This is a genomic window from Pseudoxanthomonas sp. (assembly GCF_035999195.1).
Taxonomy (GTDB): domain Bacteria; phylum Pseudomonadota; class Gammaproteobacteria; order Xanthomonadales; family Xanthomonadaceae; genus Pseudoxanthomonas_A.
Genome location: NZ_DASYGY010000009.1, coordinates 1170120 through 1183482 on the forward strand (window position 1 = coordinate 1170120; position 13363 = coordinate 1183482).

10 protein-coding genes are annotated in these 13363 nt (G+C 66.8%); 2 read left to right on the forward strand and 8 right to left on the reverse strand.

Annotation, left to right across the window (positions count from 1 at the left end; translation table 11 throughout):
• Positions 1-25: 25 nt before the first annotated feature.
• On the reverse strand, positions 26-2110 hold the full coding sequence (locus tag VGN58_RS12550) for a S9 family peptidase (RefSeq protein ID WP_327483538.1): 2085 nt from the start codon (positions 2108-2110) through the stop codon (positions 26-28).
• A gap of 92 nt (positions 2111-2202) precedes the next feature.
• Positions 2203-4191, reverse strand: coding sequence for an OPT family oligopeptide transporter (locus tag VGN58_RS12555; RefSeq protein ID WP_327483539.1), 1989 nt, complete (start codon positions 4189-4191; stop codon positions 2203-2205).
• 116 nt (positions 4192-4307) lie between these two features.
• Between VGN58_RS12555 and VGN58_RS12560 the strand changes: the two genes are divergently transcribed.
• Positions 4308-6113, forward strand: a complete 1806-nt coding sequence (locus VGN58_RS12560) for an oligopeptide:H+ symporter (RefSeq protein WP_327483540.1) — start codon at positions 4308-4310, stop codon at positions 6111-6113.
• A gap of 56 nt (positions 6114-6169) precedes the next feature.
• Here VGN58_RS12560 and VGN58_RS12565 read toward each other — a convergent pair whose 3' ends face one another.
• The 6 genes from VGN58_RS12565 to ssb form a co-directional block, all read right to left on the reverse strand.
• Positions 6170-8131, reverse strand: coding sequence for a S9 family peptidase (locus tag VGN58_RS12565; protein ID WP_327483541.1), 1962 nt, complete (start codon positions 8129-8131; stop codon positions 6170-6172).
• A 100-nt stretch (positions 8132-8231) separates the two neighbouring features.
• Complete coding sequence (rfbD, locus tag VGN58_RS12570; protein ID WP_327483542.1) at positions 8232-9131, reverse strand: dTDP-4-dehydrorhamnose reductase; 900 nt, start codon at positions 9129-9131, stop codon at positions 8232-8234.
• Complete coding sequence (rfbC, locus tag VGN58_RS12575; protein WP_327483543.1) at positions 9128-9688, reverse strand: dTDP-4-dehydrorhamnose 3,5-epimerase; 561 nt, start codon at positions 9686-9688, stop codon at positions 9128-9130. Before rfbC ends, rfbD begins: the two co-directional genes overlap by 4 nt.
• Positions 9685-10572, reverse strand: a complete 888-nt coding sequence (gene rfbA / locus VGN58_RS12580; protein ID WP_327483544.1) for a glucose-1-phosphate thymidylyltransferase RfbA — start codon at positions 10570-10572, stop codon at positions 9685-9687. The genes rfbC and rfbA overlap by 4 nt, the downstream gene beginning before the upstream one ends.
• Before the next feature lie 13 nt (positions 10573-10585).
• Positions 10586-11641: a dTDP-glucose 4,6-dehydratase gene (gene rfbB, locus VGN58_RS12585; RefSeq protein ID WP_327483545.1), complete on the reverse strand. Its 1056-nt coding sequence runs from the start codon at positions 11639-11641 to the stop codon at positions 10586-10588.
• A 63-nt stretch (positions 11642-11704) separates the two neighbouring features.
• The gene (gene ssb, locus VGN58_RS12590) at positions 11705-12205 is read right to left on the reverse strand and encodes a single-stranded DNA-binding protein (RefSeq protein ID WP_327483546.1); all 501 of its coding nucleotides are present in this window, start codon (positions 12203-12205) and stop codon (positions 11705-11707) included.
• Positions 12206-12359: 154 nt separating this feature from the next.
• Here ssb and VGN58_RS12595 point away from each other — a divergent pair, with 154 nt between their 5' ends.
• Positions 12360-13358 (forward strand): polyprenyl synthetase family protein, encoded by a 999-nt coding sequence (locus VGN58_RS12595; protein WP_327483547.1) that lies wholly within the window; start codon positions 12360-12362, stop codon positions 13356-13358.
• Positions 13359-13363 lie beyond the last annotated feature (5 nt).

Here is a 13363-nt window from a genome sequence, read left to right on the forward strand (position 1 = left end):
CGCACGGCCGGCCATCGCACGACGCTCAGCGGCCGATGTGCTGCTTCAGCCAGGCGTTGACGGTGTCGTGCCACAGGATGCTGTTCTGCGGCTTCAGCACCCAGTGGTTCTCGTCGGGGAAGTACAGCAGCTTCGACTCGATACCCTTGCGCTGCAGCGCGGTGAACGTGGACAGGCCCTGGTCCACCGGCACGCGGTAATCCTTCTCGCCCTGCACCACCAGCATCGGCACGCGCCACTTGGCGACATGGTTGACCGGATTGAACTTTTCGTAGTTCTGCGGCTTGTCGAACGGCGTGCCGCCGTTCTCCCATTCGGTGAACCACAGCTCCTCGGTGACGTAGCCCATCGAGCGGGTGTCGAACACGCCGTCGTGGTTGACCAGGCACTTCCACGGCTCGTTCCAGTTGCCGGCGATCCAGTTGACCATGTAGCCGCCGTAGCTGGCGCCCAGCGCACAGGCCTTGTCGCCGTCGAGGAACGTGTACTTCTGCTGCGCTGCCGCCCAGCCCTTCTGCAGGTCTTCCAGCGGACGGTCGCCCCAGTGCTGGCTGATCGCGTCGGTGAAGGCCTGGCCGTAGCCGGTGGAGCCGTGGAAGTCGATCATCACCACCGCGTAGCCCTGGCCGGCGTACGTCTGCGGATTCCAGCGGTAGCTCCAGCCGTTGCCGAAGCTGCCCTGCGGGCCGCCGTGGATCAGGAACGCGACCGGATACTTCTGGCCTTCCACATAGTCGTGCGGCTTGACCACATAGCCATGCACGGTCTCGTTGTTCCAGCCGGTAAAGGTGAACTGCTCGAAGTCGCCGAACGACACGTCCGTCAGCACCTCGCCGGCGCTGGGCGTGATGGCGCGCAGGGTGGCGCCGACATCGTCGCTGGTGGCGTAGATCACGTCGCCGGACTTCAACGTATTGCGCGACAGCACCAGCGTCCTGCCGGCCATGTCGAACGCCGACACGCTACCGTCCCCGACGATCTTGCGCACCTGGCCGCTCTGGATATCCACCGAGAACAACGGATGCTCGCCCGTGTCCTGGGCGGTGGTGTAGATCCTTTCGCCGTCGTCCGAAAGCACGATGCTGTCGGCACTGCGATCCCATTCCGGTGCGATCTCGCGGACCTTTCCGTTGTCCAGGTCCATCGCCATCAGGCCGAAACGGTCGGCCTCGAAACCCGGGCGCTTCATCGCGCGGTAGTACAGCGTCTTGCCGTCGGCGCTGAACACCGGGCCGGTGTCCCAGGCAGGATTCGATGCCGTCAGGTTGAGCGGTGCGCTGCTGCCGTCGGCGGCGAGCCTGTACAGGTCGAAGTTGGTCGACCACGCCTCGCCCTTGCCGGCCACGCGGATCGCGGCGACGACCGACGCGCCGTCCGGCGACCACGCGTATTCGTCAGCGCCACCGAACGGCTTGGACGGCGCGTCACCGTCCAGGCTGTCGGTCAGCGAGGTCGCCGTCGCGACCGGCTTCGCCTTGCCTTCCGGCAGCGCGGCGACGAACAGGCGGCTGCGACGGCCATCGGCCCACGTGTCCCAGTGGCGCACGAACAGGCCGTCGTAGACCACGCCGGACGTCTTGCGCGCCGCCGTGTCGTCCAGCTTCTTCTTCGTGCAGGCAAAAACATCCTGATTGGAGCCCGCCTTGCAGTCGGCGAAGGTGTCGGTGCTGAACAGCACGCGCGTGCCGTCCGGCGACAGCTTGTAGCTGGCGATGTCCAGCGCGAAGTCGGTCAGCTGGCGCGGCGCACCGCCGGCCACCGGCAGCGCGTACAGCTGCTGCGTGCCGGACTTGGCGCTGAGGAAATAGACGGTCTTGCCATCCGGCGAGAACGCGGGCGAGTTGACGCTCCAGCCTTCCGGGGTCAGCCGTTTCGGCGGCGCCAGGTCGCGGGTCAGCAGGTTGCGGATCCACAGGCTGCTGCTGGCCTTCACCACGTCGGCGTCGACGATCCGCTTGGCGAACACGACGGTGCTGCCATCCGGCGACAGGGTCGGCGACGAGACGCGGTCCAGCTTTTGCAGGTCGCGCACGTCCAGGCCGCGGGCGGCGGCCAGCGACGGCAACGCCGCCAGCAGGCAGAGGGGCAACAGGGCGGATCTGAGGTTCATCCGGGGCTCCGGCAACAGGGAAACCCCGATGGTAGGCGCTAAGCGCGCCGCGGCGCAAAGGCGTCAGGTCACGCCTTTGCGCCGTGTGCGGTTCACCTGGGGCCGGCTTCGACGTCGCCCAGCGCCTTCGACTTGGCGCCGGTGCGGTAGAGCAGCCAGCCGACGATCGCCAGCACCACCAGGCCGACGATCTCGCCCTGCTGGAAGGCCTCCGGCAGCACCAGCACGTCGCGGTCCTTGGTGGCATAGATGGCCACGCCCACGGCGATGCCCATCAGCGCCTCGCCGGTGATCAGGCCGGCGGCGAACAGCGTGCCCGGACGGTGCAGGCGATCGCGCGCGGCCTCGTCCTTCGTGCCGACCATGCCGTGGCGCTTCTCGACCAGGTAGGCCAGTAGGCCGCCGAGGAAGATCGGCACCATCAGTTCCAGCGGCAGGTAGATGCCGATGGCCGCGGCCAGCACGGGCACGCGGAAGCTGCTGCCCTTCGCTTTCAGCATTTCGTCGATGGCGATGATGATCGCGCCGATCACCGCGCCGATGCCGATGATGCCCCACGGCAGTTCGCCGCCGAACAGGCCCTTGGCGACCGAGGCCATCAGCGTGGCCTGCGGCGCGGACAGCGGATTCGGGTGTTCGGCCGTCGGTGTACCGATGCCGTAGGCCTCGGACAGGATGTTCAGCACCGGCGCCATGATCAGCGCGCAGGAGAACGCGCCGATGCCGAGCATCAGCTGCTGCTTCCACGGCGTGGCGCCGACGATGTAGCCCGCCTTGAGGTCCTGCAGGTTGTCGCCGCCCACGGCCGCCGCACAGCACACGACCGCGCCGATCATGATCGCGGCCACCGCGCCCAGCGGCGCGCCGCCGGCACCGACCGCCATGCGGCCGCTTTCGCCGAGCAGCAACAGCAGCACGACGGACGCGAACAGGATGGTGGCGATGGTGATGCCCGATACCGGATTGTTGGACGACCCGACCAGGCCCGCGAGATACGCGGACACGGAAACGAACAGGAAGCCGGCGACGATCATGATGATCGCCATCGGGATGCTGACGTGCCACATGCCGACGATGGCCTGGTACAGCAGCAGCAGCGGCAGCACGAACACCACCAGTGCCACCAGCATCCACTTCATCGGCAGGTCGCGATCGGTCTCCGCCACCTCGGCGCCACCGGAGCTGGCACGCGCGGCGGCGATGCCGCTCTTGACGCCGGACAGCAGCGACTTGCGCAGCGAGAACAGCGTCCACACGCCACCGATCAGCATGGCGCCCACGCCCAGGTAGCGGATCTTGGCCGACCAGATGGCACCGGCGATATCCTCCGCACCCGCGCCCGCGATGCTCTGCGCCAGCGCCGGATCGGTGCCCATGAAGAACATGTGGTACAGCGGAATGGCGATGTGCCACGAGAGGATGCTGCCGGACAGCACCACGATGCCGATGTTCAGGCCGACGATGTAGCCCACGCCGAGCAGCGCCGGCGACAGGTTGGTGCCCAGGTAGCCGAGATACTTGCCGAAGAAGCCGGCGCCCGCCGCCGTGTCCGGGATCAGGCGCATGCCGCTGTGCGCGGCGACCTTCAGCACGGCACCGATGGCAGCGGAGAAAGCGAGGATCTTCAGGCCGGGACCGGGATTCTCACCAGCCTTCAACACTTCGGCCGCGGCCTTGCCCTCGGGAAACGGCAGCGGCTCTTCGACAATCATCGAGCGGCGCAGCGGCACCGAGAACAGCACGCCCAGCAGGCCGCCGAGGCCGGCGATGGCCAGCACCCACGAATACTGGAAGTCCTGCCAGTAGCCCAGGATGATCAGCGCCGGGATGGTGAAGATCACGCCCGCCGCGATCGACGAACCGGCGGAGGCGCCGGTCTGCACGATGTTGTTCTCCAGGATCGTGCCGCCGCCCAGCAGGCGCAGCACGCCCATCGAGACAACGGCCGCCGGGATGGCGGTGGCCACGGTCAGGCCAGCGAACAGGCCCAGATAGGCGTTGGCGGCAGAGAGCACCACGGCCAGCACGATGGCCAGCACGACGGCGCGGAAGCTAAGTTGCGGGGTCCCCGGCGAGCTCATGACGCGTTCCCGAATGGCAGAAGCCGGACACGCTAGCGTCCGCCGTTCGGCAAGTCCAGCCGCGTCGCCGCGCCCGCCGCCTATACTCGTGCGGTTTTCCGATGCCGGAGCGCTGCTTGAGCCACCCCGCCGCTGCGGCCACCGGCCGCGATGACTTCCTCGGCCACCCCAAGGGCGTCTACGTCTGCTTCTTCACCGAGATGTGGGAGCGCTTTTCGTTCTACGGGATGAAGGCGCTGCTGCTGCTCTACCTGACCAAGTACCACCTGTTCGCCGACGGCGCCGGCTACGACCTGATCGGCGCCTACGGCGGTCTGGTCTACTGCATCCCCGTGATCGGCGGACTGCTCGCGGACCGCTGGCTGGGCATGCGCAAGGCGGTGGTGTTCGGCGGACTGCTGCTGATCGCCGGCCACGCCGGCATGGCGCTGGAGGGCGTGGCCGCTGTCTCGGAGGGCGGCGTGGTGACGCGCGACGACGGGGCGCTGCGCACCATGTACCTGTCGCTGGCGCTGATCGTCATGGGCGTGGGCTTCCTCAAGCCGAACATCACCGGCATCGTCGGCCGCCTGTATCCGGCGGGCGATCCACGCCGCGATGGCGGCTTCAGCCTGTTCTACGCCGGCATCAACCTCGGTGCGCTGCTGGCGTCGCTGGTGTGCGGCTACCTGGGCGAAACGCTGGGCTGGAAGTATGGTTTCGGCGCGGCCGGCATCGGCATGCTGCTGGGGCTGGCGATGTTCCTGTGGGGCCAGCGCTACCTGCAGGGGCACGCGGAACCGCCCTCTGCGACCGCGCTTCGCGCGCCGGTGCTTGGCGTGCCGAGGGAGTGGCTGATCTATCTGGGCGCGATGGCGGGCGTGTTGCCGCTGGCATGGCTGATGTGGGCCGCCGCCAACGGCGCGTTCGCGCTGGGCGGTGAACTGTCGCTGGCGCTGGTCCTGATGCTGGTGGTGTTGCTGCTGGTGCTGGGCTGGTTCGGCTGGTTCGTGACCACGCAGTGCACGGCGCCGCAGCGACGCCAGATGCTGGCGCTGATGGCGATGGTCTTCATGTGCCTGGTGTTCTTCACCCTGTACGAGCAAACCTACGGTTCGTGGGTCATGTTCACGGACCGTTTGCTGACCAAGGACCTGTTCCCGTCGCTGGTGCATGCGCCGGGCGTGCTGGTGTGGTCGGACAGCCTGGCGTCGAACATGGGCCTGTTCGTCGGTACGGCGCCGTGGTCGACCTGGGGCCTGCTGGCCATGCCGGTCGCGTTCGTCCTGGCGGTGAGGGCGGGCGAACGTCGCCCCGGAACTTCGCTGCCGCGCGTGCTGTTCCTGACGACCGCAGCGGTCATGGTGCTGCTGGTCCTGCGCGACTCCATCGTGCTGCCACAGACGGCCGGCTCCCTCACCTACCTCGGCGCGTTGTTCCTGGTGGTGCTGGCGCCGGTCTTCGCGTGGCTGTGGGTGACGCTGGGGCGCTACGGACGCGACCCGTCCAAACCGCTGAAGGGCGCGCTGGGCCTGGTGTTCGGTGGCCTGTCGTTCGTGCCGCTGGCGCTTGCCGCGCAACAGGTCGGCGAGACCGGTGCGATGGCCAGCGTGTGGTGGCTGGTGCTGGCCTACCTGCTGCTGGAGATCGGCGAGATGTGCCTGGCACCGGTCAGCCTGGCTGCGGTCACCGAGCTGTCGGTGCCGCGGGTGGTGGGCCTGATGATGGGCATGTGGCTGCTCGCCACCGCCTTCTCGGAAACCCTCGCGGCCCAATTCGGCAAGCTGGCCGCGCTGGATGTTCCGCAGGGCGAGACGTGGGATCTGGCGCAGGCCGCTGCCGGCTACGCCGACCTGTTCTGGCTGATGATGTGGATCGGCCTGGGCTGCGGTGCCGTGGCGTTGCTGGTCTCGCCGCTGCTCAGGCGGATGATGCGCGGCTGATGAAAAGGCAACGGCGCCCAGAGGCGCCGTTGCTCGCAGCCAGTCCATCGGCGGGTCTACTTCGCCGTCGCGCCGCCGAGATGCTTGCTGAAGAACGCGAGCAGCCTGGTGTAGTACTCCTGCTGGTTTTCCGGCTTGTAGAAACCGTGGCCTTCGGTCTTCTTGTAGAGCGTCTCCACCGGCACGCCGGCGGCCTTCAAGCGACGTTCCATCAGCTCGGTGTGCTCGACCGGTGCGCGCTCGTCTTCGCCACCGGCGGCCAGGAAGACCGGCACCTTGATGCGGTCGGCCATGTTGACCGGCGACACGCTGGCCAGCGCATTGCGTGGACCGATCCATTCGTTGAGATAGGTCTCGCCGGAACCGCGACGCTGGATGTCGCCGCGCGTATGCATCATCGGCAGGTCGTAGACGCCCACGTAACCCGCCGCACAGCGATAGAGATCCGGCTCCCTCGCCACGCCCGTCAGCGATGCGTACGCGCCGTAACTCGCGCCGTAGATGCAGATGCGGCGAGGATCGGCGATGCCCTGCTGGATGGCCCAGCGCGTCGCATCGGTCACGTCGTCCTGCATGGACAGACCCCACTGGCGAGCGCCCGCCGACTGGAAGTCACGGCCATAGCCGCCGGAGCCGCGGAAGTTCACCTGCAGCACGGCGTAGCCGGCACTGGCCAGCAACTGCGTCCCCGGATCGAAACCCCAGTAATCGCGGATGCCGAACGGGCCGCCATGAGGCAGCACGATCGTCGGCATCTGCTTGCCGGATGCTCCCTTGGGCAGGGTCAGGAACCCGTGCAGATCGCGACCGTCGCGGGCGCTCAGCCTGACCGGCTGCGTCGCGCCCATGGCGTCCGGATCCAGCCAGTCCCGCCGGCTCAGTGCGTAGTCCAGCTTCTTCGCCTCGACGTTGAAGAGATAGAAATCGCCGGGATTGCGGTCCGAGCTGACCTGCACCAGCGCGAGCTTGCCATCGGCCGTGCGCGAGGTGACCTCGACCGTTTCGCCGGGGAACGCGGCCTCCAGGCTGCGGTAGAGCCTCGCCTCGGGGACATCATCGGAAAAGAAGCGTACCGAGGGCTTGCCATCGGCGAACACGACACCCACCGGCACCATGTCGCTGTCCTGCGAATACACGATGTCGTCCGGATCGACATTCGGATTGCGCAGCACGTCCTTGCGCTCGCCCGTCGCGATGTTCCAGGCCACGACCGCATCCGGCCCCGACGCCTGCTCGACCTGCAGGTAGGCGATGGTCTGGTCCCGGTTGAATCCCAGCGGATGCTCGACCCGCTTGCTGACGGCCTCGTCGTTGATGAGCTGCCAGTCGCTTCCCTTGCCGTCGCGGTAGTAGAGCTTGCGCGCATTGTCGGCGCCGGCGCCATGCGCGAAGCGGACCTGCCCCTGATTGTCGGTGGTGAAGTCCGCATTGCGGACCGGCGCACGCGCGATCGGCGTGCGGCGACCGGTGTAGACATCCAGCCGCTCGGCCCGGGTGAACGGATCTTCGCTCCACGGCCAGATCGACACGATCACGCCCTTGTCGTCCGCCGGCAGCGTATCGACGAGGAAGGCATGCACCTGTTCCGCCTTCTTCTGCTGGATGTTGCTTCCCACCTGCTGCGTGCCGATGCGGAAGCCCACCAGGACCGTGGCCTTGCCGCCGTCGGCATCGACCGCGAACAGTTCGCCGGTGCCCTGCGGCTGGTCGAGCTGGCCGAACTTCTCCGCGATCGACACGACCACGCGCTCCGGATTCACCCACCAGAATCCCGATACATGCGAGTTCTTGTCCAGCGCGAACGTGCCGGTCAAAGTATTGTCCGCCCGTCGCATTATCGCCAGCACAGTGCGGTCCTCCAGCGGCACCGTCGCCGCCAGATAGTCCCCACCGGGCGAAATCTTGATGCTCTCGAACTTGTCCTTGCGGATGAACCGCTGGACGTCCACCTGTGCCATGGCCAGTTGCGAGCACAACGCCGAACCGACCGCCAGAGCGGCCAGAATTCCCTTGAACATCTTCCTTCCCCTTTGAACCGTCCCTAATGCGGCAGACGATAACGGCAGGCCCGGGACGGCGCAATCAGACGCCGAGCGCAGGCGTCTCTTGGGGTGAATGCTATCGCGGCACCATGTAATCCAGGACGTGATCCAGCCCCGCCTGCCACCCGGGCATCGGCCCGCCCAGCACGGACTCGAGCCTGGCGACTTCCATGCGGGAATACGCAGGCCGCTGCGCGCGTGTCGGGAAGTCGGCCGTCGCAATCGGCGACACGCGTGGCTTGCGCGCCAACAGGCCCCGCGCGTGGGCGCCAGTGATGATGGCCTCGGCAAAGCCGTGCCACGTGGTGCCGCCGGCAGCTGTCAGGTGCAGGGTGCCCCGTGCCGGCTCAGGCAACGCGAGAAGCCGCGCCGTCGTATCGGCGATCAGGTAGGCCGGTGTCGGTGTCCCCGTCTGATCTGCGACCACCCTCAGCTCATCGCGTTCGGCACCCAGCCGCAGCATGGTGCGCAGGAAGTTGTGGCCGTGCGAACCGTAGACCCATGCGGTCCGCAGGATGAGGTGGTCGCCGCCGGCCTCGCGGACCGCCTGCTCGCCGGCGAGCTTGCTGGCACCGTAGACGCCCAGTGGCGCCGTCGCATCGTCTTCGCGGTAAGGACGCGAACCCCGACCATCGAACACGTAGTCGGTCGAGTAGTGGACGAACGGAATGCCTCGCTCGGCACAGGTGCGTGCCAACACGCCCGGCGCCTCCGCATTGGCACGGAACGCCGCCGCTTCGTCGTCCTCGGCCTTGTCCACCGCCGTATACGCAGCGGCGTTGACGACCGCCACGGGTGCGACACGCCGGACCAGGTCCGCGAGCGTGTCGGGGCGGTCGAAGTCCGCGACCTCGCAGCGCACGCCTTCCGGCAGCTCGCCGGATCGCGTCGTCGCCACGATGTCGCCCAGCGGCCCCAGGCTGCGCCTCAACTCATGGCCCACCTGCCCGTTCGCGCCCAGCAGCAGGATGGTCATGGCGCGGCGAACGTGGGCAGTCGCTCCGGCGGGATGTCGGCAAGCAACGGGGCGGCCTCATCCTTCGCAGACAACTGAGGCTCGCTGATCGGCCAGTCGACGCCGATCGCAGGGTCGTCCCAGCGCACCCCCGCATCCGCCACCCTGTCGTACACGGCCGTGCACAGGTAGCTGAAAACGGCGCGTTCGGACACGACGGCAAAGCCATGCGCGAAGCCTTCCGGGATCCAGAACTGGCGCTTGTTCTCGGCGCTCAGCATCACCGCTTCCCACTGCCCGAACGTTGGCGAACCACGACGGATATCGACCGCCACGTCGTAGACCTCGCCTTCCAGCACGCTGACCAGCTTGCCCTGCGGATTCGGCCACTGGTAGTGCAGCCCGCGCAGCACGCCGCGGGACGACGACGATACGTTGCTCTGGACGAACGTGGTCGGCAGTCCACGCTCGCCGAAACGTTCGGCATTCCAGGTTTCGAAGAAGAAGCCGCGCTCGTCGCCGAACACCGCGGGCTCGATGACGACGCAGCCCGGCAGACCGGTTTCAACCACCTTCATCGCACCACACCCCGTGCGACCAGGGACAGCAGATATTGGCCGTATCCATTCTTGGCCAGCGGAGCCGCCAGCTTCTCCACCTGGGCCGCATCGATCCAGCCATTGCCGAAGGCGATCTCCTCGGGGCAGCAGACCCGCAGGCCCTGCCGCGCCTCGATGGTTTCGATGAAATTCGAGGCTTCAAGCAGCGACTGATGCGTACCCGTATCGAGCCAGGCATGGCCGCGGCCCAGCGGCTGGAGATGCAGATTGCCGGCTTCGAGGTAAAGCCGGTTGAGATCGGTGATCTCCAGCTCACCGCGAGGCGAAGGCTTCAACGAAGCTGCATAGTCGCTCGCCTGCCCATCATAGAAGTAGAGCCCGGTAACAGCGTAATTCGAGCGCGGCGCGACCGGCTTCTCCTCAATGCCGATGACACGTCCGTCCTTGTCGAACTCGGCAACGCCGTATCGCTCCGGATCGTTCACCCAATAGCCGAATACAGTCGCGCCGTCATTCCGCGCGTCCGCCTGCCTCAGCATCTCGGTGAAACCATGTCCGTAGAAGATGTTGTCGCCGAGCACGAGGCAGCTCGGCTTTCCGGCAACGAAATCACGACCAATCAGGTACGCCTGTGCCAGACCATCCGGACTCGGCTGCACCGCATACTGGATGTCCATCCCCCACTGAGATCCGTCGCCCAACAGCGCCTTGAAAAGCGCTTGCTCGTGCGGCGTGTTGATCACCAGCACCTCACGGATACCCGCCAGCATCAGCACGCTGAGCGGGTAGTAGATCATCGGCTTGTCGTAGACAGGCAACAACTGCTTGCTGATGGCCTGCGTCAGCGGGTACAGGCGGGTGCCGGAGCCGCCGGCGAGAATGATGCCCTTGCGTGTCGTCATGCCTTCTGCCCCCTTACGCCGCCGTACCGATGCGCTCGAGCCGGTAACTGCCATCCAGCACGCGCTTCACCCACGCCTGGTTGGAGAGATACCAGTCGACGGTTTCCTCGATGCCCTGCTCGAAGGTGTATTCGGGTTCCCAGCCGAGTTCCTCGCGCAACTTGGACGCGTCGATCGCATAACGGCGATCATGCCCGGGCCGGTCGGCAACGAAGGTGATCTGGCTGCTCCGTGGTTTGCCATCGGTACGCGGTACGCGCGCGTCGAGCAGTGCGCAGATGGTATGGACCACCTCGATGTTCTGCTTTTCTGCATTGCCACCGACGTTGTACGTCTCGCCGGCTCTGCCCTTCTCCAGCACTCGACGGATCGCACTGCAGTGATCACCCACGAACAGCCAGTCGCGCACGTTCCTGCCGTCGCCGTAGACGGGCAGCGGCTCGCCGGCCAAGGCTCGCGCGATGATCAGCGGGATCAGTTTCTCGGGGAAATGATACGGTCCGTAGTTGTTGGAGCAGTTGGTCGTGAGCACCGGCAGGCCGTAGGTGTGATGGAAGGCGCGGACCAGGTGGTCTGACGCGGCCTTGGATGCCGAATAAGGAGAATTGGGCGCGTACGGCGTCGTTTCCGTGAACTTGCCGGTATCGCCCAGCGAGCCGTAGACCTCGTCCGTGGACACGTGCAGGAAGCGGAACTGCTCTCGGCGCTCGCCGTCCAATACCTTCCAGTAGTCGCGGGTCGCCTCCAGCAGGCCGAGCGTGCCCACCACGTTCGTCTGGATGAAGGCGCCTGGGCCGTCAATCGAACGATCGACATGGCTCTCAGCGGCGAAGTTCACTACCGCATCGGGCCGGTGCTCGGCGAGCAGCTTCGCGACCAGATCGCGGTCGCCGATGTCGCCCTGAACGAACACGTGCAACGGGCTGTCCTGCACCGACGCGAGCGTATCCAGATTACCTGCGTAGGTCAGCGCATCCAGGTTGACGACCTTGACGCCCTGGGCAACCGCGCGCAGGACGAAGTTTCCGCCAATAAATCCCGCGCCACCGGTAACAAGCCACGTCGGCATGTACTGCTCCTTGAAATCAGATGGAAGTGCTGTCGCGAATGCGTCGATGAGGCATCGCGTCGCTCAGAACGGAATATCGTCATCCGCGAAATCATCCATCGGCGCCGGCTGCGACGCCGGTGCCGGCGCGGAACGACGCTGGCCACCGCCGCCCTGGTTGCCGTAGTCCTGGCGAGAGGCACGGGCCGGACGGTCGCCTCCCATGCCGCCACCACCACCGCTGCCTTCGCCGCGGCCGCCGAGCATCTGCATCTCGTCGGCGATGATGTCGGTGGAATACTTCTCCTGCCCGTCCTGGCCGGTGTACTTGTCGTAGCGGATCGAGCCTTCGACGTACACCGAGCTGCCCTTGCGCAGGTACTCGCCGGCGATCTCGCCGAGCTTGCCGAAGAACACCACGCGGTGCCATTCGGTGCGCTCCTGCTGGTTGCCGTCCTTGTCCTTGCGCACGCTGGTGGTGGCCAGGCTGATCCGGGTGATCGCCATGCCGCCCTGGGTATAGCGGGTTTCGGGGTCGTTGCCGAGGTTGCCGACCAGGATGACTTTGTTGATGCCGCGGGCCATATCGATATCCGTTCAGGGATGCCCGCCAAGCGCGGGCAAAGACCAGTGGAGTATACCCGCCCGGCTCTCCGCCGTCGGCCGCCACCGCGCGTGCGCGTAGGAATTCGCCACCATGTAACGCTTATAATTCAGCGACTTCCCGAATCATTCCCCCATGCCTGTCGTCGATCCCCCCCGCTCCGCCCTGGCCCTGCCCGCCGTCCAGTCGCTGGCCCAGGCCGACATGGCCGCCGTCGACGCCCTGATCCGGGCCCGGCTGGCCTCGGACGTGGTGCTGATCAACCAGATCGCCGACCACATCATCTCCGCGGGGGGCAAGCGCCTGCGACCCATGCTGGTGGTGCTGGCCGGCCAGGCCTGCGGCCCGACGACGCCTGGCCACCATCAACTGGCGGCGATCATCGAGTTCATCCACACCTCCACCCTGCTCCACGACGACGTGGTGGACGAATCCGACCTGCGCCGCGGCCGCAGCACGGCCAATGCGCTGTGGGGCAACGCGCCCAGCGTGCTGGTCGGCGACTTCCTGTATTCGCGCAGCTTCCAGTTGATGGTGGAACTGGACCGCATGGACGTGATGCGCCTGCTGGCCGACACCACCAACCGCATCGCCGAGGGCGAAGTACTGCAACTGCTGCACGTCCACAATCCCGATACCGACGAAGCCGCCTACCTGCGCGTGATCGAGCGCAAGACGGCGGTGCTGTTCGCCGCCGGTACGCAGTTGGGTGTGATGGCCTCCGGCGCGGACGCGGATACGCAGCGCAGGCTCTACGACTACGGCATGGCATTGGGCTACGCCTTCCAGATCGCCGATGACGTGCTCGACTACACGGCGGACGCCGAGGCGCTGGGCAAGAACCTGGGCGACGACCTGGCCGAAGGCAAGGCCACGTTGCCGCTGATCCACGCGATCCGTCATTCCGATGCGGCCATCGCGGATCGCCTGCGCACCATCGTGCAGGAAGGCGATGCCGCCGCGATGCCCGAGGTACTGGCGGCGATCCGCGCGACCGGCGGGCTGGAGTACAGCCGCGAACGCGCGCATCACTACGCCACGCTGGCCGAACAGGCCCTCGATGGCCTGCCCGACTCCGATGCGCTGGCCGCCCTGCGCGGCCTGGCGCGCTACGCGTTGGAGCGCGGGCACTGACCCGC

What these genes read in the sequence shown, in the direction of transcription:
- VGN58_RS12550 (WP_327483538.1), bottom strand. Translation starts at nt 2,110, where the DNA reads ATGAACCTCAGATCCGCCCTGTTGCCCCTCTGCCTGCTGGCGGCGTTG.
- VGN58_RS12555 (WP_327483539.1), bottom strand. Translation starts at nt 4,191, where the DNA reads ATGAGCTCGCCGGGGACCCCGCAACTTAGCTTCCGCGCCGTCGTGCTG.
- VGN58_RS12565 (WP_327483541.1), bottom strand. Translation starts at nt 8,131, where the DNA reads ATGTTCAAGGGAATTCTGGCCGCTCTGGCGGTCGGTTCGGCGTTGTGC.
- rfbD (WP_327483542.1), bottom strand. Translation starts at nt 9,131, where the DNA reads ATGACCATCCTGCTGCTGGGCGCGAACGGGCAGGTGGGCCATGAGTTG.
- rfbC (WP_327483543.1), bottom strand. Translation starts at nt 9,688, where the DNA reads ATGAAGGTGGTTGAAACCGGTCTGCCGGGCTGCGTCGTCATCGAGCCC.
- rfbA (WP_327483544.1), bottom strand. Translation starts at nt 10,572, where the DNA reads ATGACGACACGCAAGGGCATCATTCTCGCCGGCGGCTCCGGCACCCGC.
- rfbB (WP_327483545.1), bottom strand. Translation starts at nt 11,641, where the DNA reads ATGCCGACGTGGCTTGTTACCGGTGGCGCGGGATTTATTGGCGGAAAC.
- ssb (WP_327483546.1), bottom strand. Translation starts at nt 12,205, where the DNA reads ATGGCCCGCGGCATCAACAAAGTCATCCTGGTCGGCAACCTCGGCAAC.
- VGN58_RS12595 (WP_327483547.1), top strand. Translation starts at nt 12,360, where the DNA reads ATGCCTGTCGTCGATCCCCCCCGCTCCGCCCTGGCCCTGCCCGCCGTC.